Annotated in this window: 20 protein-coding genes and 1 tRNA gene; 18 read left to right on the top strand and 3 right to left on the bottom strand. The window is 66.4% G+C overall.

The window, feature by feature from the left end; translation table 11 throughout:
• Window positions 1-73: 73 nt before the first annotated feature.
• The 8 genes from AC1DZV_RS16930 to AC1DZV_RS16965 all read left to right on the top strand — a co-directional run bounded on the left by AC1DZV_RS16930 (window position 74) and on the right by AC1DZV_RS16965 (window position 6,869).
• Window positions 74-146: transfer RNA gene (locus AC1DZV_RS16930), tRNA-Ala, on the top strand.
• Between the two features lie 222 nt (window positions 147-368).
• Entirely contained in the window at window positions 369-1,190 is an 822-nt protein-coding gene (locus AC1DZV_RS16935) for an amino acid ABC transporter substrate-binding protein (protein WP_476954177.1), read from the top strand.
• 36 nt (window positions 1,191-1,226) lie between these two features.
• Window positions 1,227-1,892, top strand: coding sequence for an amino acid ABC transporter permease (locus AC1DZV_RS16940; RefSeq protein WP_018773344.1), 666 nt, complete (start codon window positions 1,227-1,229; stop codon window positions 1,890-1,892).
• Window positions 1,879-2,676: an amino acid ABC transporter ATP-binding protein gene (locus tag AC1DZV_RS16945; RefSeq protein ID WP_476943509.1), complete on the top strand. Its 798-nt coding sequence runs from the start codon at window positions 1,879-1,881 to the stop codon at window positions 2,674-2,676. The genes AC1DZV_RS16940 and AC1DZV_RS16945 overlap by 14 nt, the downstream gene beginning before the upstream one ends.
• Window positions 2,677-2,760: 84 nt before the next feature.
• On the top strand, window positions 2,761-3,120 hold the full coding sequence (locus AC1DZV_RS16950) for a zinc ribbon domain-containing protein YjdM (RefSeq protein WP_028277874.1): 360 nt from the start codon (window positions 2,761-2,763) through the stop codon (window positions 3,118-3,120).
• A 14-nt stretch (window positions 3,121-3,134) separates the two neighbouring features.
• The gene (locus AC1DZV_RS16955) at window positions 3,135-4,265 is read left to right on the top strand and encodes an NAD(P)-binding domain-containing protein (protein ID WP_476954178.1); all 1,131 of its coding nucleotides are present in this window, start codon (window positions 3,135-3,137) and stop codon (window positions 4,263-4,265) included.
• A 100-nt stretch (window positions 4,266-4,365) separates the two neighbouring features.
• A complete protein-coding gene (locus tag AC1DZV_RS16960; RefSeq protein WP_476954179.1) occupies window positions 4,366-5,511 on the top strand; it encodes a class I SAM-dependent methyltransferase in 1,146 nt (381 codons plus the stop codon).
• 155 nt (window positions 5,512-5,666) lie between these two features.
• A complete protein-coding gene (locus tag AC1DZV_RS16965; protein WP_476954180.1) occupies window positions 5,667-6,869 on the top strand; it encodes an ROK family transcriptional regulator in 1,203 nt (400 codons plus the stop codon).
• A gap of 18 nt (window positions 6,870-6,887) precedes the next feature.
• On the opposite strand, the gene AC1DZV_RS16970 is transcribed toward AC1DZV_RS16965, so the two are convergent.
• Window positions 6,888-7,085 (bottom strand): hypothetical protein, encoded by a 198-nt coding sequence (locus AC1DZV_RS16970; RefSeq protein WP_018773338.1) that lies wholly within the window; start codon window positions 7,083-7,085, stop codon window positions 6,888-6,890.
• Between the two features lie 429 nt (window positions 7,086-7,514).
• Here AC1DZV_RS16970 and AC1DZV_RS16975 point away from each other — a divergent pair, with 429 nt between their 5' ends.
• Window positions 7,515-8,489 carry a methylenetetrahydrofolate reductase gene (locus AC1DZV_RS16975; protein WP_476954181.1) on the top strand — a complete coding sequence of 325 codons (975 nt, stop codon included), beginning with the start codon at window positions 7,515-7,517 and terminating at the stop codon, window positions 8,487-8,489.
• Window positions 8,490-8,547: 58 nt separating this feature from the next.
• Window positions 8,548-10,890 carry a 5-methyltetrahydropteroyltriglutamate--homocysteine S-methyltransferase gene (gene metE, locus AC1DZV_RS16980; RefSeq protein ID WP_476954182.1) on the top strand — a complete coding sequence of 781 codons (2,343 nt, stop codon included), beginning with the start codon at window positions 8,548-8,550 and terminating at the stop codon, window positions 10,888-10,890.
• A gap of 193 nt (window positions 10,891-11,083) precedes the next feature.
• Here the strand turns inward: metE and AC1DZV_RS16985 are convergent, their stop codons facing one another.
• On the bottom strand, window positions 11,084-11,590 hold the full coding sequence (locus AC1DZV_RS16985; RefSeq protein WP_026537142.1) for a DUF2004 domain-containing protein: 507 nt from the start codon (window positions 11,588-11,590) through the stop codon (window positions 11,084-11,086).
• Between the two features lie 112 nt (window positions 11,591-11,702).
• Here AC1DZV_RS16985 and AC1DZV_RS16990 point away from each other — a divergent pair, with 112 nt between their 5' ends.
• Window positions 11,703-13,100: an aldehyde dehydrogenase family protein gene (locus AC1DZV_RS16990; protein ID WP_476954183.1), complete on the top strand. Its 1,398-nt coding sequence runs from the start codon at window positions 11,703-11,705 to the stop codon at window positions 13,098-13,100.
• A gap of 29 nt (window positions 13,101-13,129) precedes the next feature.
• On the opposite strand, the gene AC1DZV_RS16995 is transcribed toward AC1DZV_RS16990, so the two are convergent.
• A complete protein-coding gene (locus tag AC1DZV_RS16995) occupies window positions 13,130-14,050 on the bottom strand; it encodes a LysR family transcriptional regulator (protein WP_476954184.1) in 921 nt (306 codons plus the stop codon).
• Between the two features lie 317 nt (window positions 14,051-14,367).
• On the opposite strand from AC1DZV_RS16995, the gene AC1DZV_RS17000 reads away from it, so the two are divergent.
• From AC1DZV_RS17000 to nrdF, 7 genes are all read left to right on the top strand, one after another.
• Window positions 14,368-15,813, top strand: coding sequence for an NAD(P)/FAD-dependent oxidoreductase (locus AC1DZV_RS17000; RefSeq protein WP_476954185.1), 1,446 nt, complete (start codon window positions 14,368-14,370; stop codon window positions 15,811-15,813).
• A complete protein-coding gene (locus tag AC1DZV_RS17005) occupies window positions 15,810-16,571 on the top strand; it encodes a DUF1365 domain-containing protein (protein ID WP_476954186.1) in 762 nt (253 codons plus the stop codon). The genes AC1DZV_RS17000 and AC1DZV_RS17005 overlap by 4 nt, the downstream gene beginning before the upstream one ends.
• Window positions 16,568-18,010, top strand: coding sequence for a class I SAM-dependent methyltransferase (locus tag AC1DZV_RS17010; protein ID WP_476954187.1), 1,443 nt, complete (start codon window positions 16,568-16,570; stop codon window positions 18,008-18,010). The genes AC1DZV_RS17005 and AC1DZV_RS17010 overlap by 4 nt, the downstream gene beginning before the upstream one ends.
• A 408-nt stretch (window positions 18,011-18,418) precedes the next feature.
• Window positions 18,419-18,664: a glutaredoxin-like protein NrdH gene (gene nrdH / locus AC1DZV_RS17015; RefSeq protein ID WP_018773329.1), complete on the top strand. Its 246-nt coding sequence runs from the start codon at window positions 18,419-18,421 to the stop codon at window positions 18,662-18,664.
• Window positions 18,665-18,831: 167 nt separating this feature from the next.
• The gene (nrdI, locus tag AC1DZV_RS17020; RefSeq protein ID WP_223916943.1) at window positions 18,832-19,236 is read left to right on the top strand and encodes a class Ib ribonucleoside-diphosphate reductase assembly flavoprotein NrdI; all 405 of its coding nucleotides are present in this window, start codon (window positions 18,832-18,834) and stop codon (window positions 19,234-19,236) included.
• A gap of 59 nt (window positions 19,237-19,295) precedes the next feature.
• Entirely contained in the window at window positions 19,296-21,416 is a 2,121-nt protein-coding gene (gene nrdE / locus AC1DZV_RS17025; RefSeq protein WP_026537148.1) for a class 1b ribonucleoside-diphosphate reductase subunit alpha, read from the top strand.
• A 90-nt stretch (window positions 21,417-21,506) separates the two neighbouring features.
• Complete coding sequence (gene nrdF / locus AC1DZV_RS17030; protein WP_223916933.1) at window positions 21,507-22,481, top strand: class 1b ribonucleoside-diphosphate reductase subunit beta; 975 nt, start codon at window positions 21,507-21,509, stop codon at window positions 22,479-22,481.
• The last annotated feature ends 802 nt before the right edge of the window (window positions 22,482-23,283 follow it).

Here is a 23,283-nt window from a genome sequence, read left to right on the forward strand (position 1 = left end):
ATTAGCGCGAACGCGATTTGTGGTTTAGGCTATTCAGGTTGCTTCAGGGAGGACGAAACTTCCAGGCAAATGAGGGGCTGTGGCGCAGCTGGTAGCGCACCTGCATGGCATGCAGGGGGTCAGGGGTTCGAGTCCCCTCAGCTCCACTAGAAAGGGAATCACCGCTAGGCGGTGGTTCCCTTTTTCGTACCCTCCGCAGCTATGCGGGACTTCGAAAGCCGCATCCGTCAAGACCGTCTCATGACCGGACGTCATAAACTGTCATTTAGGCTCTCCACCCTGAGCTGGACCTTGCTATCGTCGCTAGGAGACAGCCGCCATGCGGCTTAGCTGGAAGGCCATTTCCGGCTCCACGACTAAGGAACATCATGAAGCGCACACGACTTTCCATTATTGGCCTCATCGCTGCTGCAGGACTCGCCCTGGCAGGTTGCGGGTCGGCGTCCACCACCCCGGCCAGCTCAGCGCCGGCAGCCGGTGCGGACACCTCCCTCAGCGACGTCAAGAGCGCAGGCGTGCTCAAGGTCGGCACGGAAGGCACCTACAAGCCGTTCACGTTCCACGCCAACGGCAGCGGTGAACTGACGGGCTACGACGTGGAGATCATGAACGCCGTCGCCGCGAAGCTGGGCGTCAAGCCCTCCTACCAGGAGACGCAGTTCGACGCCATCTTCGCCGGCCTCGACGCCAAACGGTTCGACGTCGTCGCCAACCAGGTTTCCATCACCGACGAGCGCAAGGCGAAGTACGACTTCTCCACCCCGTACACGGTGAGCACCGGCGTGATCGTCACGAAGTCGGACAACGACAGCATCCACTCCTTTGACGACCTCAAGGGCAAGACCACGGCGCAGTCCCTGACGAGCAACTGGTACAAGCTGGCGCAGCAGAGCGGCGCGAATGTCGAGGCCGTGGAGGGCTGGGCGCAGGCGATCACGCTGCTCAAGCAGGGCCGCGTCGATGCCACCATCAACGACAAGCTGACCTACCTGGACTCCCAGAAGACCGACCACGACGCCGGCATCAAGATTGCCGCCGAGACCACCGACAAGTCGCTGAGCGCGTTCGCCCTGCGCAAGGGATCCACCAGCCTGACCGATGCCATCAACAAGGCCCTCGGCGAGCTGGCGGCCGACGGCACGCTGACGAAGATCTCCCAGAAGTACTTCGACGCCGACGTCTCGAAGTAGCCCTGTGCAAGCCGCAGAGAAACGCCGCGTCCGGGCATGAGCATCAACTGGGAACTCGTGTGGTCATCGCTGGGCCCGCTCCTGACGGGTGCGATCTTCGGCACCATTCCCTTGGCGCTGGCCTCGTTCAGCCTGGGCCTGCTGCTGGCACTGGTGGTGGCCCTCATGCGGTTGAGCCGCAACCGCCTGGTTTCGGCGGTGGCGCGGACCTACATCTCCGTCATCCGCGGAACCCCGCTTTTGGTCCAGCTGTTCGTCATTTTCTACGGGCTCCCTTCCGTCGGAATCACCATCAGCCCCTGGCCCAGCGCCATCATCGCGTTCTCCCTGAACGTCGGCGGCTATGCCGCGGAGGTCATCCGGGCGGCCATCCTGTCGGTTCCGAAGGGCCAGTGGGAGGCCGGCCACACCATCGGAATGTCGCGCCGGCAGACGCTCGTGCGGATCATCCTGCCGCAGGCCGCCCGGGTCTCGGTTCCGCCGCTGTCGAACACCTTCATCAGCCTGGTCAAGGACACGTCGCTGGCGTCGCTGATCCTCGTCACCGAACTGTTCCGCGTGGCGCAGCAGGTGGCGGCCTTCAGCCAGGAGTTCATGCTGCTGTATCTGGAGGCGGCCGTGATCTACTGGATCATCTGCCTCGTTCTCGCCAGCGGACAGTCCGCCCTGGAGAAGAGATTGGACCGCTATGTCGCCCACTGAACCGCAACCCTCTGACGTTCCTGTCCCGGACGAGCCGCTCCTGACCGTCACCGGCTTGCGCAAGTCGTTCGGCCACCATGTTGTGCTCAAATCCATCGACCTTGAAGTCCGCCGCGGCGAAGTGGTCACGTTGATCGGGCCGTCCGGATCAGGAAAAACGACGGTCCTGCGCTGCCTGAACGGCCTCGAAGTCCCCGACGCCGGCGTCGCCGAATTCGCAGGGGAACTGACCGTGGACTTTGCCACACCGGTGGCGAAGAAGCAGGTGCTGGCTTTGCGGGACCGCAGCGCCATGGTGTTCCAGCACTACAACCTCTTCCCGCACAAGACCGTCCTGGAGAACGTGATCGAGGGCCCGGTCCAGGTGCAGAAGCGGCCCAAGGCGGACGCGATCCAGGAGGCCCGGGACCTGTTGGCCCGCGTCGGCCTGACCGGCAAGGAGAACAGCTACCCGTTCGAGCTCTCCGGCGGCCAGCAGCAGCGCGTCGGCATTGTGCGTGCCCTCGCCCTGCGCCCGCAACTGCTGCTCTTCGACGAGCCCACCTCTGCGCTGGACCCCGAGCTCGTGGGCGAGGTCCTGGCAGTCATCAAGGAACTTGCGGACGAAGGCTGGACCATGGTGGTGGTCACCCACGAGCTCGCGTTCGCCCGTCAGGTGGCCGACGAGGTCATCTTCATGGACGGCGGCGTGGTGGTCGAACGCGGCCACCCCGACACCGTACTGCGGGACCCGCGGGAGGAACGCACGCGGCAGTTCGTGGACCGCCTGCTGAACCCGTTCTAAGGCGCCCCGCCCACGGCGAGAATAAGCGGCGAGAATAAGCGGCGGGAATTCGCGCGGGCACAGGCGGCGACTAAACTTGGTCGGGTGAACGACTCCCTGCCCCCGTGCCCCGAATGCTCCAGCGAATACACCTACGAAATGGGGGCGCTCCTGGTCTGCCCGGAGTGCGCGCACGAATGGTCCGCATCCGCGGAGACTGACACAGAGGCCGACGCCCCTGCGGCCGCCGTCATCAAGGACGCGGTGGGCAACGTCCTCGCCGACGGCGACACCGTCACCGTGGTCAAGGACCTGAAAATCAAGGGCAGCTCCACCGTCATCAAGGTCGGCACCAAGGTCCGCGGCATCCGCCTGGTCAACGGTGTTGGCGACCACGACATCGACTGCAAGGTGGACGGCGTGGGCCCCATGCAGCTCAAGTCCAGCGTCGTCAAGAAGATCTGACTGGGGACACGACCGTGACCGCAGAGACGGTGCGGGCGGCCGACGTCGTCGTGGTTGGTGCCGGCCAGGCGGGCCTGTCGGCGGCCTACCACCTTCAGCGCCGCGGCTTCGTCCCGGCCGGCGCTGACATGGCCGGCGCTGACGCGACCGGCCCTGCCCCGGCCGGGACGTACATCGTGCTCGACGGCGAGGACGGGCCCGGCGGAGCCTGGCGGCACCGCTGGAAGAGCCTGCTCATGGCCACGGTGAACGGCATCAGCGACCTCCCGGGAATCCCGCAGCCCGATGTGGACCCCGCCGAGGCCAGCTCCAGTTATCTCACCCGCTATTTTGGCGGGTACGAGCACGACCTCGGCCTGGCGATTGAGCGGCCGGTCAAAGTGCAGTCGGTGAGCCGCGAGGACGATGACCCCGCCGGGCGGCTGAGCATCGCAACCTCCCGCGGCCGTTTCTCTGCCCGCGCCCTCATCAACGCAACCGGCACCTGGACCCGGCCGTTCTGGCCCATCTATCCGGGCAAAGCCAGCTTCCGCGGCCGGCAGCTGCACGTCGCCGACTATGTTTCCGCCGACGAATTCCGCGGGCAGCACGTCATTGTGGTCGGCGGCGGCATCTCGGCCGTCGGGCTGCTCGATGAGATCTCCAAGGTCACCACCACCACATGGTTCACGCGCCGGCTACCGGTCTGGCGCGAGGCCGCGTTCGACCGGCAGGCCGGCCACGACGCCGTCGCCCTCGTCGAGGAGCGGGTGCGCCAGGGCCTGCCGCCGCAGAGCGTCGTCTCCGTGACGGGCCTGATCTGGACCCCGGCCCTGCGCGCCGCCGCCGCGCGCGGCGCCCTGGACCGGCACCCCATGTTCACCGCGATCGAACCCTACGGGGTCCGGATGGCTGACGGAAGCTTCCTGGCCGCCGGGGTCATCCTGTGGGCCACGGGATTCCGTGCCGAACTCGAACACCTCGCCCCGCTGCACCTGCGCGGACCCGGCGGCGGCATCGCGATGAACGGCACCCAGGTCGCGGGCGAGCCGCGGGTGCACCTCGTCGGCTACGGGCCTTCCTCATCCACCATCGGCGCCAACCGGGCAGGCCGGGCCGCCGTCGCCGGAATCGTCAACCTGCTGGCCCGGTCCGGTATAACGTAAAACGAAAGACCTGCAGAGCAGCACCGGGGGAGGCCTCACACCCGGCTCCCACTGCCAGCACCCATACCCAAGCCCGAGAAGAAACGGCGGCACAACGCGCGTGGCGGACAACAGCTTCGAATCCCTCTTTGCCCGGCTGAGAAGATTCCCGGACGTCGAGGCCGACAACCTGCAGGCCTGGGACGCCACGGACAGGCTCCTTCTCGACTCTGCCCTGGAGATGCCCGCGGCCGCCCTGCTGCAGCCCGGGGGCCGGCTCGCGGTGGTGGGGGACCGGTACGGTGCCCTCACCCTCGGCGCCCTGACCCTCGGAGCGGACGCCGTGCGCGTCCAGCAGGACCTCATCACCGGTGAACGGGCACTGCGGGCGAACGCCGAGGCCCTGGGCATCGACGGCGGCTTCGAGCACCTCCCGTTGGGCGCCGAACTGCTGGAGGGAGCCTCCCTGGTCTTGCTGCAGTTGCCGCGGTCCCTGGCGGAACTTGAGGAAATCGCCGACGCCGTGGCCCGCTATGCGGCGCCAGAGGTGGTGCTGGTCGCGGGCGGACGCGTCAAACACATGAGCCTGGGCATGAACGCCGTCCTGGCGCGCTACTTCGAGGATGTCCAGCCCCAGCTGGCGCGGCAGAAATCACGGCTCCTGCTGGCCCGGAGCCCCAGGCCGGTCCCCGCCGCGCTGCCCTTCCCGGTCACTGAGGTCAACGACGAACTGGGGCTCACGGTCTGCGCCCGGGGGGCCGTCTTTGCCGGCACCGGGCTGGACATCGGGACCAGGTTCCTGCTGGACTTCCTGCCCCGGATGCCGCACGCCACCCATGCCGTCGACCTTGGCTGCGGCACCGGAATCCTCGCCGCGATGTACGCCCGCGCCAACCCCGGCGCCCGCGTCACCGCGACCGACCGGTCCGCCGCAGCCGTCGACTCAGCCCTGGCCACCTCCCGGGCCAACGGCCTGGACGGTCGGATCGACGTGCTTCAGGACGACGCCATGAGCTCCCTCCCGGACGCCAGCGCGGACCTGGTGCTGCTGAACCCGCCCTTCCACCTGGAAGCGGCGGTCCACTCCGGCGCGGGGATCAAGCTGATCGAAGCGGCCGGCAGGGTGCTTGCCCCGGGCGGGGAGCTCTGGACCGTGTTCAACAGCCACCTGCACTACCGGCCGGCTCTGGAACGGCTGATCGGTCCCACCCGCGAGGCCGGCAGGAATCCAAAATTCACCGTCACGGCCAGCACCCGGCGGCCTTGACGCAAGAAACTTTGTGTCGGTAAAGCGCAAGTGTGGGCGCACGCCTGCACGTAACGTACGATTCTGACAACTGCTGTGCGTGGCCAAAACGTTTAGAGGTATCAGTGACCGAGTTCCGGCAACCCTCGCCGAGGCGAGGGACCAACCTACCGAAGATGGGCGACTTCAACCTCACAGTCATCCTCGACGCCATCCGCCGCACGCCGGGCGGGCTGAGCCGGGTGGAACTCGCCCAGATTGTCGGACTCTCGCCGCAGACCATCTCCAACATTTCCCGCCGCCTGCTGGACCAGCACCTGATCGTCGAGGCAGGCAAGGAAGGCACCGGGCCGGGCAAGCCCAGGACCATGCTCCGGCTGAATCCCTCGGGGATGTATGCCGTGGGCGTCCACCTGGACCCGGCCGTCCTCACGTTCGTCGTGCTGGACCTGCTCGGTGCCGTCGTCCGGCACTCACGGATCACCACCCCGCCCGGCACCGACCCCAGGGCTGTCATTGACACCATCGCGGGCGAAATCAAGAGAATCATCCTGGACTCCGGGGTGGACCCGGACCGGATCGCCGGGCTCGGGGTTGCGTCGCCGGGGCCCATCGACCTCAACGAGGGCGCCGTCGTGGACCCGCCGCTGCTGCCGGGCTGGGACCACGTGGGGCTGCGGGATGGCCTCGCGGAGGCCACGGGCCTGTCGACACTCATGGACAAGGACGTCACCAGCGCAGCCGTGGCCGAAACCTGGGCCGGGGGCCCCAGCGGCGAGGGCAGCTTCGTCTTCATGTACATGGGGACCGGGATCGGCTGCGGGATCGTCCTCAACGACGAAGTCGTCCGCGGGACCTCGGGCAACGCCGGGGAAATCGGGCACATCATCGTCGACCCGGGCGGTGCCCTCTGCGACTGCGGGCAGCACGGCTGCGTGAAGTCCTCTGCCATTCCGCAGGTCCTCGTGGCGCAGGCTGAGGCGGCCGGGATGTTGAATGGTTCACTCCAGGACAGGAGCGCGCCGGCAGTTCAGGAACGTTTCGCCGAGTTGTGCGCGATCGCCGAAGCCGGCAACGACGCGGCCAAGGAAATCATTCGCGGGTCCGCAGTGCTCGTGGCCCGTGCGGTGTCGGTCGTCACCAACGCCCTGGACGTGGACCGGGTAGTGTTCGGCGGCCCGTTCTGGACCTGCCTCTCAGCGGCTTACCTCGAGCTGGTCCCCGGACTGGTTGAGGCGAACAGTGCCACCCGGAGGATTCATGGGATCGAAGTTGTGGGCACGGGGGTAGGCGAGGACGTCGGCGCCGTCGGTGCGGCCTGCCTGGTGCTCGAACACACGCTGGCTCCGCGTTCCCAGCGCCTGCTCCTGGGCGACTAGACAGGGGCTAACCGGGCGTCAGTCGATGTCCTCAACCACCGTCCCATACGGGATGGTGTCATCCAGATGCGCCTGGTGGCCATGCGGAAGCACGAGAATCCGGACCCCGTGCAACCTCTCTGCGGCCGACTGCATGAGCACGGGCCGGACGGTGTTGATGAAGCTCTCGCTCTTGCCGGCGAGGTACTGCTGGTAGCTGGCTGGAAGCTGGATCATGGCAACAGGATAGTCCTGCCGGGGTGCGTTGGGGAGAGCAGCCGCGCGGGGCGAAAATGCCGTCGTGGGCGAACATTGTTCTGCCCGGCGCCGCAAACGGCCGTAAAGGTGCGTCTTAATTCGGGGACCGACTTGAAGGGTCCCACGGCCCGGCCTTAGAGTTCTATACAAGTTACCTCAGTAACGTGTCAGCGATCCTCCGCTGAAAGCTGCCCCCGGGCGGCCCAGGAGGGTGTGGGTGCCCCCATGTGGGCCTGACATTTGCTCACGGACAACTTCGTATCAGGCGTAACAGTCGCGGCTGCGCCCTGCTGAAGTTCCCTCCGTGTTCCCCAAACTCAATTCACTGACGACGGAGTTTCCGTTTCTGGTTCCGGTCCTCCGGGATTCCGGATCTCCCGGCGGCAGTGTTCAAAGCCAAGGACGCAAATGTCACCACCAAGCCTTATCGATACCCATCCCAATCTTGCCGGCGCGGCGCCTGTTGCGCTGTCCTACGAGCTGTTCCCGCCGCGGTCTCCCGCAGCCGCGGAATCCCTTTGGACCACCATCGGCGAACTGGAAGCCACGGACCCGGACTACGTGTCCGTGACCTACGGCTCCAACGGTTCGAACCGCAGCACCGCCGTCGATCTCGTCAACCGGCTCGTGCAGGAAACGACGCTCCGGCCCCTGGCCCACCTGACCTGCGTGGGGAATTCCCCGCAGGAACTGGCGGAGATCATCGGCGAACTGCTCGACGTCGGCGTCCGCGGCATCCTCGCCCTCCGCGGCGACCGGCCCAAGGATGGAGAAACCCCGCCGCCGGGATCGCTCCGGTACGCCCAGGACCTGATCGAACTCATCCGCCGCGTGGAGCAACGCCGCTCGGCGCTGCTGTGCGCCGGCAGGGTCGCGGTCGGCGTCGCCGCCTACCCGACGCGGCACCCGGAATCCCCGAGTGAGGCGCACGACGTCGAGGTCCTGCTGGCCAAGCAGCGCTCCGGCGCCGACTTCGCCATCACCCAGGTCTTCTTCCACACCGAGCAGTACGCCGACCTCCTCGCCCGGGCCCGCCGGGCCGGGGTGACCATCCCGATCATTCCCGGGGTCATGCCGCTCACCAGCCTCCGGCGGCTCGCCCGGCTCGGCGAACTGACCGGCGTCGAACCGGCCCCGGAACTGATCGAACGCCTCGCGGCTGCCGATACCGACGCCGACCGGACCCGGATCGGGGTCAGCGCCACCGTTGATCTCGCCAACGCAGCCCTGGACGCCGGAGCCCCCGGCATCCACCTCTACACGTTCAATGAGCACGCCGCGGCCCTGGATGTGCTGGACAAACTCGCGCTGCCCCGCCCGCACCGCGGCAACCGGCACAGTGGCAACCGGCACACGGCCAGCCGCCGCCAGCTCGCCAGCTGACCGCGCCAGGACAACACAACTTCCCTCCGCACCACACCACCAACACTTAGGACTTCCCATGACTGCACTGAACACCCCCAACCCCACTCCGTTCCCGGCTGCCTCGATCCTGGGCTACCCGCGCATCGGCCGCCGCCGCGAACTCAAGAAGGCCGTCGAGGCCTACTGGGCCGGCAAGATCGACGCCGCAGCCCTGGACGCGGCCGCCAAGGAAATCCAGCTCGGCACCGCCAAGCGGCTCCAGGGCCTGGGCCTGACCGAAGCCGCCGCGGTGCCCGGCACCTTCTCCTACTACGACCAGGTGCTCGACGCCGCCGCCCACCTCGGCGCCGTGCCGGCCCGCTTCGGGAACCTCCTCAACGCGCAGGGCCAGCTCGACATCGACGGCTACTTCACCCTGGCCCGCGGCAACAAGGACCAGCAGCCGCTGGAAATGACCAAGTGGTTCGACACCAACTACCACTACCTCGTGCCGGAAATTGGGCCGGAAACCAACTTTGCGCTGACCTCGAACCGGATCGTCGAGGAATTCGAGTACGCCCTCGCCAACGGCGTCGAGACGCGCCCGTACATCGTCGGCCCGGTCACGTTCCTGCTGCTGAGCAAGGCCTCCGACGACGCCCAGGCCGGCTTCAGCCCGCTGTCCCGCCTGGAGGACATCCTCCCCGTCTACACGGCGCTGCTTCAGAAGCTCGCCGCCGCCGGCGCCAGCTGGGTCCAGCTCGACGAGCCCGCCCTTGTGGTGGACCAGGACACCCCGGCCGTGGAAATCCAGGCCGCCGTCGCCCGCACCTACGAGGCTCTGGCCGCCGCGGCCCAGCGCCCGCAGCTTTTCGTCTCCACCCCGTACGGCGCGCTCAACGGCCAGCTCGGAACCCTCGCCGCCACCGGCATCGACGCCCTGCACCTGGACGTCTTCAAGGGCGCGGTCCCGTCCGCAGCGGCCCTGGCCGCGCTGGGCAACAAGACCCTCGTCGCCGGCGTCGTGGACGGCCACAACATCTGGCGCAACGACCTCGCCGCCTCCGCGAAGAAGATCGCCGAACTGAAGAAGTCGGTGGCCAAGCTGGCCATCAGCACCTCCACCTCCACCCAGCACGTCCCGCACGACGTCGACGAGGAAGTCCAGCTCTCCGAGCAGCTTCGCAGCTGGCTGGCCTTCGCCGACCAGAAGGCCGTTGAAGTCGTCACCCTCGCCGGTCTGCTGACCGACGAGGCAGCCGTCCAGCCCGCAATCGACGAGGCCACCCGCGTCATCGCCTCCCGCGCCGAGGCCGAAGGCGTCCGCCGCGGCGACGTCCGGGCCCGCACCGCCGCCCTGACCGGCGCCGACTTCAACCGCTCCGCCTACGCCGTCCGCGAGGCAGCCCAGGACAAGGCGCTGCACCTGCCGCCGCTGCCCACCACGACGATCGGCTCCTTCCCGCAGACCGGCGAAATCCGCACCGCCCGGGCCCGCGCCAACCGCGGCGACCTCACCACGGAGCAGTACGAGCAGCTCATGAAGGACGAGATCAAGCGCGTCGTGGAGCTGCAGGAAGAGCTCGGCTTCGACGTCCTGGTCCACGGCGAGCCCGAACGCAACGACATGGTCCAGTACTTCGCCGAGAACCTCGAAGGCTTCGACGTCACCGTCCACGGCTGGGTCCAGTCCTACGGCTCGCGCTGCACCCGACCGTCCATCCTGTGGGGCGACGTCACCCGCAGCGCCCCGATCACGGTGAAGTGGGCCGAGTACGCGCAGTCCCTGACCAGCAAGCCGATGAAGGGCATGCTCACCGGCCCGGTCACCATCCTGGCCTGGTCCTTCGTCCGCGATGACCAGCCGCTTGGCGAGACCGCCAACCAGGTGGCACTGGCCCTCCGCGACGAGATCGCCGACCTCGAGGCGGCCGGCATCAAGGTCATCCAGGTGGACGAGCCCGCCCTGCGCGAGCTCCTGCCGCTGCGCAAGGCCGACCAGGCCAGGTACCTGGACTGGTCCGTGAAGTCCTTCCGGCTCTCCACCGCAGGTGCCGCGGACGCCACCCAGGTCCACACACACCTGTGCTACTCCGAGTTCGGCGCCATCATCGACGCGATCGACGGCCTCGACGCCGACGTCACCTCGATCGAGGCCGCCCGCTCCCGCATGGAGGTCGTCCACGACCTCGAGTCCCACGGCTTCGGCCGCGGCGTTGGCCCGGGCGTCTACGACATCCACTCGCCCCGCGTCCCGGGCGAACAGGAAGTCACCGAACTGCTCAGCACCGCCGTCAAGCACGTCCCGTCCCGCCAGCTCTGGGTCAACCCCGACTGCGGCCTGAAGACCCGCGGCTACGCCGAGACTGAAGAGTCCCTGCGCAACCTCGTCACGGCCACCAGGACGGTCCGCGCCGAACTGCTCTCAGCCGCCAAGTAACAGGCCACCAGGCAAGCAGCCGACAGGGAGCCCGCTCCACACACAAACGACGCCGGCCGGTCACCTCACAAGGTGACCGGCCGGCGTCGTACGTTCTTAGTCATCGATTGCTGAGCAGCCGCCGTTTTGAGCGCCCAAAACGGCGCCTGCGGAGCAGTCGATGCAGGACTACCAGCGACTCGGGATTCCCGGGTCAGGACTCCCAGAGGATTTCGTCGTCGACGACGCCGTCCTCATCCGCGGAGGCGACGAGGACCTCGTCGGTGAAATGCTGGCCCAGCGTGAAGTCCAGGACGAAGTAGCGTTCCGGCTGGCCGGGGTAGATGCCCACGTGGCCGAGCTTGAGCGCCTTGAGGAAGACCTCGTCGGTCAGCTGGCTCTTGTCCTCGACGCCGAAGACCTTCTTGAGGTGTTCGTCCTTGATCGCGTTGCAATGGAAGTGGCGGTACTCCTGGGGACTGGTGCCTTCCTGGTCCAGTTCCTCGGCGATCATTTCGCGGACCTGGTCCACGAGTTCGGGCAGAAAGCGCAGGCGGTAGTCAACTTTATGCATGGCCGCTTCATCGAAATGGTCATGCGCGTTGACGTTCAGGTCAAGCTCCACGGTCTGGCCCGCCAGCTCATGCGTGGCGGTGAGATTATGCTCCCGTCCGTGGTTGAGCTCGACCTCTCCGAAGTGCTTGCTCGCTACCTTGTTCATATCTTCAACATAGTCCTGAAAACCGGACCATTCCAGCGTTGAAGAGTTTTCCCTGCCGGAGCAATATCCGGTACCGGACCGGCGGACGGCCGCATGACTGTACATTGATCGGATGCAGCATGTAGTCTCACCCGTCGGCCGTGCCCGGGCCGCGTTCGACGCCGGGACCACCCGCCCGCTCGCCTGGCGGCTGGATCAGCTGCGCCGGCTTCGGCGCATGCTCGCGGAGCGGCACGCGGACTTCGCCGAAGCCCTCGCCCGCGACCTGGGCAAGCACCACACCGAGGCGCAGCTCGCGGAGATCGGGTTCGTGGACGCCGAGGCGGCGCACCTGGAGCGGCACCTCGAAGGCTGGCTGCGGCCCCGCCGCGTGCCGGCGCCGCTGGCAGTGCGGCCGGCCCGCGCCTGGACCGAACTCACCCCGCTGGGCGTGGTGCTGGTGATCGGGCCGTGGAACTACCCGCTGCAACTGCTGCTCGCCCCGCTCGCCGGCGCCCTGGCCGCGGGAAACACCGTGGTCCTCAAGCCGAGCGAACATGCCCCGGCCACCTCGGCCGTACTGGCCCGCTGGATTCCCGAATACCTGGCCGGCGCCGCCGAAGTGGTTGAGGGCGGCATCCCGGAGACCACCGCCCTCCTGGCGGAACGCTTCGACCACATCTTCTTCACCGGGGGAGAAGCCGCGGCCAAGGTGGTCATGCGCGCGGCGGCCGAGCACCTGACCCCGGTGACGCTGGAGCTCGGCGGCAAGTCCCCGGCCTACGTCGATGCATCCACGGACCTGGCCACGGCGGCCAAACGCATCGCCTGGGGCCGGTTCAAGAACGCCGGGCAGACGTGCGTCGCACCCGACTACGTCCTGGCCCGGAAGGAGATCCTGGAGCCGCTGCAGGCCGAGCTGATCAAGGCCGTTACGGCGCTCTTCGGACCGGACCCGGCGGCGAGCCCGTCGTACGGCCGGATAGTCGATGACCGCCACTTCGCACGGCTCGCTGCCCTCGCCGACGCCAGCACCGTGGTGCACGGCGGACAGCGCGACGCCGCCAGCCGCTACTTTGCGCCGACCCTGCTGCGCCCGGCGCCCGGCGACGCCGTCATGGCGGAAGAAATCTTCGGACCGCTGCTGCCACTGGTGCCCGTGGACGGGCTCGACGAGGCCATCGAAGAGGTCAACGGGCGCGCCAAGCCGCTGGCACTCTACGTCTTCAGCAACGATCCGCAGACGCGCCGCGCCTTCGCCGGGCGGACCTCGTCGGGGGCCCTGTGCTTTGATGTTCCGGCGGCCCACCTGTCAGTCCCCGGGCTGCCGTTCGGCGGGGTCGGCGGCAGCGGCATGGGGGCATATCACGGGGAACATTCGGTGCGGACGTTCTCGCATGAGCGCCCCACCCTGGACAAGCCGCTGTGGCCGGACACGCTGGAACTGATCTATCCGCCGTACACCCGGACCAAGCACCGGATCATCGACGCGCTGGTGGCGCCGGTCGGGAAGCGGGCCAGGAAGCGCTGAACGCCCGCCGGGCTAACGGGGGCTTCAGCTCAGTCCTTTCGCGCGGTCCCGGACCGGTGCATCGTCTCGGCCAGCAGCTCCACGAAGAGCTGGACCTGGGCCGTCCGCTTCTCGTTGATCAGCAGGGCGAAAACATTCCGTGCCAGCCGGATCTCCGGCACATCGAGGACCACCACGCCGGCAGGCCGGTGCCGCAGGGCGAGGTCGGGGACCAGAGCGGCGCCGAGCCCGGCGGCGGCCATCTCCAGGCTCGCGTGGAAGTCATCGCTGTAGGCCACCACGCGGGGGTGCAGGTTGCAGCTCGCGAAGAGCCGTTCAATCACCGTGGCGTCGGACGTGCCGGGGTGGTGCATGATCCACGGCATGTCCGATAGGTGCGGCGCGGCCACCTTGGAATCCGTGCCGATGCCCCAGGCCGCCGGCAGCACCACGCGGAAGTCGTCGTCGCCGATCCACTGCCGGTCCACGGTGTGCGGCCAGGCCAGGCCGGACTGTCCCACCTGGTACACCAGGGCGACGTCGAGTTCGCCGCCGGTCCGCAGCCCCTGGATGGTCTGGGCCGGTTCCGCGACCGAGACACGCAGGTCGATGCCGAGCTTCTTCCAGGCCGGGTTCCGCAGGATCGGCGGCAGCACATAGGTGGCGAGGCTCGGGAAGATGCCCAGCCGCAGCTCCTGGCTGGGACTCTCCTGCGCCCGGGAGGCGGCGGCCATCAGCGTCTCGATGTCCGTCAGGACCTTGGCGGCGTGCCGGGTCATGACGACGGCGGCATCCGTCGGCTGGATGCTGCGGGCCGCCCGCTGGAACAAAGTGACGCCGGTGTCGCGTTCCAGTGCCGACATTTGCTGGGAGACGGCCGAAGCCGTGTAGCCCAACCGGGTGGCGGCGGCCGCAAACGAGCCAAGCCGGATCACTTCCACAAGGGTCCGGAGATGGACGGGGTTGATCAAGGGCTGCCCTTCGCCTGGTTGCGGGTCCACGGAGACAGGACCGGAATTCCCGCTTCATTGTGGCATATCCGGCCCTCCCGCGGCCGTGCCGGTCTGCGTGCTGATGTGTCTGGCGGAATGTCCGCACGGAAAGTCTGCGCTGCGCGGCCGGGCCCATGCAGGAGAATCCGAGGAACCCAGCTCACGTGGCAGATGACGGCGTCACTGGCGACGGTCTGACAGCAGAACTGAAAAATTCCACATTCATACTCATCCGGCCACCCGACAGCCTCGAATTGCCCATAAGAGACTTCGGGCCAGACAACAGGAGCAGATCAGTGTCGCAAGCAGCAGGGATTCCGGCAGGCCGGCGCGTCGCCGTCATCGGCAGCGGAGTGGCGGGGCTGACCGCCGCGTACGTGCTGAACGGGCAGGACCGGGTAACGCTCTTTGAGGCCGACTCCCGGCTCGGCGGCCACGCCCACACCCACGATGTGCCGCAGCAGAACGGACCCCCGCTGGGCGTGGACACCGGCTTCATCGTCCACAACGAACGGACGTATCCCACGCTCCTGCGCCTGTTCGCCGAGCTCGGCGTCGAAACCCAGGACTCCGAAATGAGCATGTCCGTCCGCTGCGACGGCTGCGGGCTGGAATACGCCGGCGCACGGGCCAAGGGGCGCGGCATCATTCCCCGGCCATCCACCCTGCTGCGTGGCCGCTACCTGCGGATGCTGCTGGAAGTCACCCGGTTCCACCGCCGGGCCCGCGCCCTGCTGGCCGAACCCGCCGCAGGCACGGCAGCCGCCGGACACGAGCTCACCCTGGGGGAGTTCCTGGCCCAGGAGAAGTTCAGCAGCTACTTCATCTCGCACTTCATGACCCCCGTGGTCAGCGCCGTTTGGTCCTGCGACCCCACCACCGCGCTGGCCTACCCGGCCCGCTACCTGTTCACCTTCCTGGGCCACCACGGCCTGCTCGGCGTCAAGGGCTCCCCGCAATGGCGGACCGTCACCGGCGGCTCGCGCAGCTACGTCGACAAAGTCGCCGCGACCCTCCCGGACATCCGGCTCGCCAACCCGGTCACCACGGTGCACCGGCACGCCGACGGCGTCGACGTCACGTCCGCGCTCGGTGCCGGGACCGTGCGCGAGACCTTTGACGCCGTCGTCATCGCCACCCACCCGGCGCAGGCCCTGCGCATGCTCACCGACGCCTCGGCTGCCGAGAGGGCCGCCCTTGGCGGCATGCCGTATTCGGTGAACCAGACGCTCTTCCACCGTGACGAGGCCGTGCTGCCGGCCAGCCCCAACGCCCAGGCCTCCTGGAACTACCGGCTGCCGTCCTGCGACGCCCGGCCGGACAAGGTCCTGGTCAGCTACGACATGACGCGGCTGCAACGGCTGGAACCCGTCGACGGCGGCCGGTACATCGTCAGCCTCGGCGAATCCGAGCTGATCGACGACGCCACGGTCCTGGACCGGATGGTCTACGAACACCCGCAGTACACCCCGGAGTCGCTGGTGGCGCAGCAGCGGATCCTCGGACTCGGCGACGGGCGGCTGGCCTTCGCCGGCTCGTACCACGGCTGGGGATTCCACGAGGACGGCGCCCTGTCCGGCCTCAAGGCCGCCGCCCGGCTCGGCCGCGACTGGGACCCGGTCAACAGCGACGCTGTTAACATCGGCACGGTCAACATCGGCGCAGGGGCCGTGGACCCGGACCCCGCCCCGGCCACAGTCCAGCCGGCCGCAGTTCAGCCGGCCACGGTGGAGGTGCCATGAGCGCGCCGGCCACCATCCATCCGGCCGCACTCCACGGCGCTGCCATCTACCGCACTGCCATCGCCCATGTGCGGCGGACTCCGCTGCGCAACGCGTTTACCTACCGCAGCTACAGCTGGTATGTCGACGTCGACCATCTCCCGCAGCTGCCGCGCCTGCTGCGGCCGCTGGCGGGATTCCGGGTGGAGGACCACCTCGGCGATCCGGACGGCACCCTGCGCGGCAACGTGGAAAGCTACCTTGCCACCCAGGGGATAAAGCTCGACGGCGGACGCATCACCATGCTTGCCAGCGCCCGGGTGTTCGGGCACGTGTTCAACCCGCTGAGCGTGTTCTGGTGCCATAGTGCCTCCGGTGAGTTGCGCTGCGTCGTCGCCGAGGTCCACAACACGTACGGGGAGCGGCACTGCTACCTCCTCGAAACCGACGCCACGGACAGGGCGAGCGTCCCGAAGGCGTTCTACGTCTCCCCGTTCAACGACGTCGACGGCGAGTACCGCATGAAGCTCCCCGAACCCGGCGAACGGCTCGCTGTATCGATCGTCCTGGAACGGGAGGGACAGCAGCCCTTCATCGCCACCATGGACGGCGTCCGGCACGAAGCAAGCGTGCGGACCATCGTGGCCGCGGCGCTCGCCGTACCCGCGGCCCCGCTGCGTGTCGCGGCCCAGATCCGCTGGCAGGGCATCAAACTGTGGGCGCGCCGCCTGCCCATCATCAAAAAACCACACCACCCTTCACAGGAGGCAGTTCAGTGACAACGACCGAAGCGACCGGATCCGGTACGGGACGGGCACAGGGCACCACTCACAGCAGCGCAGTTGCCAGCAGCGCCGTCGACAGCGGGCTCGTCACCGGCAGGGTGCCGTACACCGTTCCCCAGCCTCCCGCCAGCATCGACGCCGCCATCTGGCCCAGCATCGCCACGGTGCCCTCGAGCCTCAAGGCCCGTGTGGCCGGACGCGCTGCGGACGCCATCTTCAAGGCGGCCGTGCGCAGGCTGCCGCTGGAAGTCCGGTACCCGGACGGCACAGTGTTGGGCAAAGCAGCACTGGGCACGGCTCCCTCCGACCAGGTACCCGCCGGCACCGCGTCTGATGAGCCTGCCGCCGCCTACCCCGTCATGACCATCAACCGACCCGTTGCCTTCGCCACCCGCCTCGGCGACGGCGGCCTGATCGGCCTGGGCGAGTCCTTCATGGCCGGCGACTGGGACGCCGATGACCTCACAGCCGTCATGGAGGTCTTTGCCTCCCGCGTCGGCACGCTCGTTCCCGGGCCGCTGCAGAAGCTGCGCGGGCTGTACCTGCCGCGCCAGCCGCGCAGGGAACGGAACACGGAGAAGAACACCCGCTCCAACATCTCCCGGCACTACGACCTCTCCAACGAGCTCTTCGCCTCGTTCCTGGACAGCACCATGACGTACTCCAGCGCCCTCTTCCCGGAAAGCGGCGACGCCCTGCGGCACGTGGCCTGGGACGGGCTGGCCGCCGCGCAGCAGGCCAAGATTGACCGGTTGCTGGACAAAGCCGGCGTGAAGGAAGGCACCCGGGTCCTGGAAATCGGCACCGGCTGGGGGGAGCTCGCCCTGCGCGCCGCCGCCCGCGGCGCCACCGTCTACTCCGTGACGCTCTCCAGCGAGCAGCAGGAACTGGCCCGCCAGCGCGTGGCCGAGGCCGGCTACGCCGACGCCGTCACGATCGAGCTCAAGGACTACCGCGCCGTGGAGGGCGAGTACGACGCCGTCGTCTCGGTCGAAATGATCGAGGCAGTCGGCTTCGAATACTGGGCCACCTACTTCCAGACCATCGAGCGGGTCCTGGCCCCGGGTGGCAAGGTGGCCATCCAGGCCATCACGATCGCCCACGACCGGCTCATGGCCACCCGCACCAGCTACACCTGGGTGCACAAGTACATCTTCCCGGGCGGGGTCATTCCGTCCGTCCGCGCCATCGAGGACATCACCGCGAAGCAGACTGGACTGCGCGTCCGCGAACGCCTCGCCATGGGCGAGCATTACGCCCAGACCCTGCGGCTCTGGGAGGAACGGTTCATGGCCCGCGAAGACGAGGTGGGGGCCATGGGCTTCGACGCGGTCTTCCAGCGGATGTGGCTGTTCTACCTCTGCTACTGCCGGGCCGGGTTTGAAACGGGCTACCTCGACGTGCAGCAGATCGTGCTCGACTCCGCCTCCTAGCGCCGGTGTTAGAACAATCACGAATCGCTTGAGGCGGGCACCACGGTGCCCGCCTCTTTCGTGTGCCCGGACACCAGATGTAGTGGCCGGCGCCACCGATCCGGGTCCCCGCGGCGGCGCGCGACACGCCGTCTGCGGTGCGACACGCGGGCGTGATTAATGTGGCTAACTACTCCACAGGGTGTGGATTTCGTCCGCCAAAATGGCGGAAATCCGGACATTTGGCGGGCCCCCTCCTGTGGATTAAAGGTGGGTTAAATGACATACTTGTAATACATCATCTTGGGGTCCACATGAGACTCTTGCACTACATGTAGTATCGACATACAGTTCCAGCAGAGAATCAGCGCGGGACATCCGGAGCCGGGATTGCGCTCCACAGAAGACTTCAACAAAGGGGACAGGACCATGACCGTTACGGTTTACACGAAGCCGGCCTGCGTTCAGTGCAACGCGACCTACCGCGCGCTGGACAAGAAGGGCATCGCCTACCAGAGCGTCGACATTTCCCAGGACGCGGAAGCCCTTGAGCGCCTGAAGTCCCTGGGCTACATGCAGGCTCCCGTTGTCGTCACCGACCAGGACCACTGGTCAGGTTTCCGCCCGGACAAGATCGAAGAACTGGCGCAGGCTGCCGCCGTCGCTGTAGCCTGAAACGCCCTGTCGCCTGAAAAGCCCAGGACGCCGCTACCAGGCAAGAATTCACGGTAGATGAGGTGACCACCGTGGCTGTAACAACTGAAGATCAGGTGGCTGCCACGGCTGACGGCGGGGAAGCGGTCAGCACGGCAGCACCGGCCACCACAACGCACTGCCGGCTCATCTACTTTTCCTCCACCTCCGAAAACACCGCACGCTTCGTTGCGAAGCTGGGCGTCGACGCCGCCAGGATCCCCCTTTACCCAAGGGACGCTCCGCTGGTGGCCCGGGAGCCCTACGTTTTGTTGCTCCCGACCTATGGCGGCACCGGGGGAGAGGGATCTGTTCCAAAGCAGGTCATCAGGTTTTTGAACGATCCGGGCAACCGGAAGCTGATCCGCGGAGTAATCGGCGCGGGAAACACCAATTTCGGGGACAACTACTGCATGGCAGGGGACATCATCGCCGCCAAGTGCAAGGTCCCGCACCTATATCGCTTCGAACTCATGGGGACGCCGGAAGACGTCAACCGCGTACAACAAGGATTGGAAGAGTTTTGGACACGACTGTCGCAGACAAAGCAGTAACTGAAGGCGCAGGCCTGAACACGGGCACCGGCGCCGCCGCTGTTGAGAAGAAGCACGAGATGCCGGCCGCCTACAAGGGCCTGGGCTACCACGAGCTGAACGCCATGCTGAACCTCTACGGCCCCAACGGAGAAATCCAGTTCGAGGCCGACCGCGAGGCCGCGCACCAGTACTTTCTGCAGCACGTGAACAACAACACCGTGTTCTTCCACGACCTCGAGGAAAAGCTCGACTACCTCGTCAAGAACGAGTACTACGAGCGCGAAACCCTCGACCAGTACACGATGAACTTCATCCGCGAGCTCTACAACCGCGCATACAAGAAGAAGTTCCGCTTCGAGACCTTCCTCGGCGCGTTCAAGTTTTACACCTCCTACACGCTGAAGACGTTCGACGGAAAGCGCTTCCTGGAGCGCTACGAGGACCGCGTCTGCATGGTGGCCCTGCACCTGGCCCGCGGCGACGAGAAGCTCGCCACCCAGATGGTCGACGAGATCATCGAAGGCCGCTTCCAGCCGGCCACCCCGACGTTCCTGAACGCCGGCAAGCGCCAGCGCGGCGAGCTGGTCTCCTGCTTCCTGCTCCGCATCGAAGACAACATGGAGTCGATCGGCCGGTCCATCAACTCCGCGCTGCAGCTCTCCAAGCGCGGCGGCGGCGTGGCCTTCGCGCTGACCAACATCCGCGAGGTTGGCGCGCCGATCAAGCAGATCGAGAACCAGTCCTCCGGCGTCATCCCCGTGATGAAGCTCCTTGAGGACAGCTTCTCCTACGCCAACCAGCTCGGTGCCCGCCAGGGCGCCGGTGCCGTGTACCTGCACGCGCACCACCCGGACATCTACCGTTTCCTGGACACCAAGCGCGAGAACGCGGACGAGAAGATCCGCATCAAGACTCTCTCGCTCGGCGTCGTCATCCCGGACATCACCTTTGAGCTCGCCAAGCGGGACGAGGACATGTACCTGTTCTCCCCGTACGACGTCGAAAAGGTCTACGGCATGCCGTTCTCCGACGTCTCGGTCACCGAGAAGTACTACGAGATGGTGGACGATTCCCGGATCAAGAAGACCAAGATCAAGGCGCGCGAGTTCTTCCAGACCCTCGCCGAGATCCAGTTCGAATCCGGCTACCCGTACATCATGTTCGAGGACACCGTGAACCGGGAAAACCCGATCGACGGCAAGATCATCATGTCCAACCTGTGCTCGGAGATCCTCCAGGTCTCCCAGCCCACCACGTACCACGATGACCTGTCCTACGACCAGACCGGCAAGGACATCTCCTGCAACCTGGGCTCGCTGAACATCGCCAAGACCATGGACTCGCCGGACTTCGGCCTGACCATCGAGACGGCCATCCGGTCGCTCTCGGCCGTCTCGGACATGTCCAACATCACCTCGGTGCCCTCGATTGCCCGCGGCAACGACCAGAGCCACGCCATCGGCCTCGGCCAGATGAACCTGCACGGCTACCTGGCCCGCGAGCGGGTCCACTACGGCTCCGAAGAGGGCCTGGACTTCACCAACATCTACTTCTACTCCGTGGTGTTCCATGCGGTCCGCGCCTCGAACCTGCTGGCCATCCAGACCGGCCAGACCTTCGGCGGCTTCGAGAAGTCCAAGTACGCCTCCGGCGAGTTCTTCGACAAGTACACCGAGCAGGAATGGGTCCCGCAGACCGAGAAGGTCGCGGAGCTGTTCAAGAACATCCACATCCCCACCCAGGATGACTGGCGCGAGCTGAAGGCCTCCGTCATGGAGCACGGCATCTACAACCAGAACCTGCAGGCTGTGCCGCCCACCGGCTCAATCTCGTACATCAACAACTCCACCTCCTCGATCCACCCGGTGGCGTCCAAGATCGAGATCCGCAAGGAAGGCAAGTTGGGCCGCGTGTACTACCCGGCGCCGTACCTGACGAACGACAACCTGGAGTACTACCAGGACGCGTACGAGATCGGCTACGAGAAGGTCATCGACACGTACGCGGCCGCTACGCAGCACGTGGACCAGGGCCTGTCCCTGACGCTGTTCTTCAAGGACACCGCCACCACGCGCGACATCAACAAGGCCCAGATTTACGCCTGGAAGAAGGGCATCAAGACCATCTACTACATCCGTCTCCGCCAGCTTGCGCTGGAAGGCACCGAGGTAGAGGGCTGCGTCAGCTGCATGCTGTAGCTTCAACTAAATCGTGACAGTACGACGGCGGGCGCCCGCCCGCCGTCGTACGCTTTTACTAAGAACTAAACCCAACATTTAGGGGATGACATGACCGAGAAGGTCAAGCTGCTTAGCCACGTCGAGGCGATCAACTGGAACCGCATCCAGGACGACAAGGACGTGGATGTCTGGAACCGCCTGGTCAACAACTTCTGGCTGCCGGAAAAGGTGCCGCTGTCCAACGACGTGCAGTCGTGGGCGACGCTGACCCCGGACGAGCAGCAGCTCACCATGCGCGTGTTCACGGGCCTGACCCTGCTGGACACCATCCAGGGCACCGTCGGCGCCGTCTCGCTGATTCCGGACGCGCTCACCCCGCATGAAGAGGCTGTCTACACGAACATCGCGTTCATGGAGTCTGTGCACGCCAAGAGCTACTCCTCCATCTTCTCCACGCTGGCCTCCACCAAGGAGATCGACGAGGCGTTCCGCTGGTCCACCGAGAACGAGAACCTTCAGAAGAAGGCCCAGATCGTCATGGACTACTACCAGGGCGATGACCCCCTCAAGCGCAAGGTGGCCTCCACGCTGCTGGAGAGCTTCCTGTTCTACTCGGGCTTCTACCTCCCGATGTACTGGTCCTCCCGGGCCAAGCTGACGAACACGGCCGACCTGATCCGCCTGATCATCCGCGACGAGGCCGTCCACGGGTACTACATCGGCTACAAGTTCCAGAAGGGCCTGGAGAAGGTCTCCGAGGAACGCCGGCAGGAAATCAAGGACTACACCTTCGAGCTGCTCTTCGAGCTGTACGAGAACGAGGTCCAGTACACGCACGACCTCTACGACTCCGTCGGCCTGGCCGAGGACGTCAAGAAGTTCCTGCACTACAACGCCAACAAGGCCCTGATGAACCTGGGCTACGAGGCCATGTTCCCGGCTTCCGTCACCGACGTGAACCCGGCCATCCTCTCGGCCTTGTCGCCCAACGCTGACGAGAACCACGACTTCTTCTCGGGTTCGGGTTCGTCGTATGTGATTGGCAAGGCTGTCAACACTGAGGATGACGACTGGGACTTCTAGTCTTGACACGAAGACTGGCCTAGTTGGCGGTGTGTGTGAAATTCGGAGCTAGTTGATTTCTTTCGGACCAAGTTGGACCAATTCTGGTCAACCTGACCTCGGTGCAACTTGGTCCGAATCTGGCGCCTCAGGTGAGATGGCGCGTAAGTGGAAGAACCCGTCCCGACCTATGTGGGTGCACTCTTCCTCGTCCAGTCAGAAGTCTTCCACTGAGGGCAAACAGCCATCCGGCCCTGACGATGCCATCGGGGACAACGGCTCTGAGCGGGGGAGCGCGGTGGTGGAATTCACTTTTCTGTCTTTGCTGCTGATGGTCCCGCTGGCCTAGTTCGGACCAATGGTCTGGTTGTCCAGTATGTCCGTAGATTAACAATTCCTTTTCGAGATATTCAGTAACGTAGCAATTGCTAATTTCGAACCGGCGGAGCATTCCACTGGCTACTCGGCGGCGCTTCCGCGGGAGCAGAACTGGCGGATCGCCGCGCTGCAGGCGTTGCGGTAAGGACGATGACCGTGGCGGTGGCGGAACCGGCGCGAGTGGCGCCTGGGCTGGGATTGTTGGGATGGGATAGGCCCTCGTGCCGAGCGGCCTCTGGCTGAGGTTGCCGCGTTCACGGTGGGAAGACCTCCCTCAACTCCCGGCTGTGCAATCAGCTCAGTGGCAGAGGTTGTCGAGGGTTTCCTGGGCAGCCTGTTCCATCTGCGTACCGAGCAGGTCGATGCGGCTTGCGGTTGCCGGGTCCTGCCAAGGCATCGGCCGAACTGCCATGGCCATCGTGACCTGGCTGCCGCCGTCGGCGCT

This window comes from Arthrobacter sp. P1_D12, from assembly GCF_056406175.1.

Coding starts and splice junctions, on each gene's coding strand:
- AC1DZV_RS16970 (WP_018773338.1), bottom strand. CDS start 7,085: ATGATCCAGCTTCCAGCCAGCTACCAGCAGTACCTCGCCGGCAAGAGC.
- nrdF (WP_223916933.1), top strand. CDS start 21,507: ATGACCGAGAAGGTCAAGCTGCTTAGCCACGTCGAGGCGATCAACTGG.
- AC1DZV_RS16940 (WP_018773344.1), top strand. CDS start 1,227: ATGAGCATCAACTGGGAACTCGTGTGGTCATCGCTGGGCCCGCTCCTG.
- AC1DZV_RS16935 (WP_476954177.1), top strand. CDS start 369: ATGAAGCGCACACGACTTTCCATTATTGGCCTCATCGCTGCTGCAGGA.
- AC1DZV_RS16965 (WP_476954180.1), top strand. CDS start 5,667: ATGGGCGACTTCAACCTCACAGTCATCCTCGACGCCATCCGCCGCACG.
- AC1DZV_RS16975 (WP_476954181.1), top strand. CDS start 7,515: ATGTCACCACCAAGCCTTATCGATACCCATCCCAATCTTGCCGGCGCG.
- AC1DZV_RS16945 (WP_476943509.1), top strand. CDS start 1,879: ATGTCGCCCACTGAACCGCAACCCTCTGACGTTCCTGTCCCGGACGAG.
- AC1DZV_RS16990 (WP_476954183.1), top strand. CDS start 11,703: ATGCAGCATGTAGTCTCACCCGTCGGCCGTGCCCGGGCCGCGTTCGAC.
- nrdH (WP_018773329.1), top strand. CDS start 18,419: ATGACCGTTACGGTTTACACGAAGCCGGCCTGCGTTCAGTGCAACGCG.
- AC1DZV_RS17005 (WP_476954186.1), top strand. CDS start 15,810: ATGAGCGCGCCGGCCACCATCCATCCGGCCGCACTCCACGGCGCTGCC.
- AC1DZV_RS16985 (WP_026537142.1), bottom strand. CDS start 11,590: ATGAACAAGGTAGCGAGCAAGCACTTCGGAGAGGTCGAGCTCAACCAC.
- metE (WP_476954182.1), top strand. CDS start 8,548: ATGACTGCACTGAACACCCCCAACCCCACTCCGTTCCCGGCTGCCTCG.
- nrdE (WP_026537148.1), top strand. CDS start 19,296: ATGCCGGCCGCCTACAAGGGCCTGGGCTACCACGAGCTGAACGCCATG.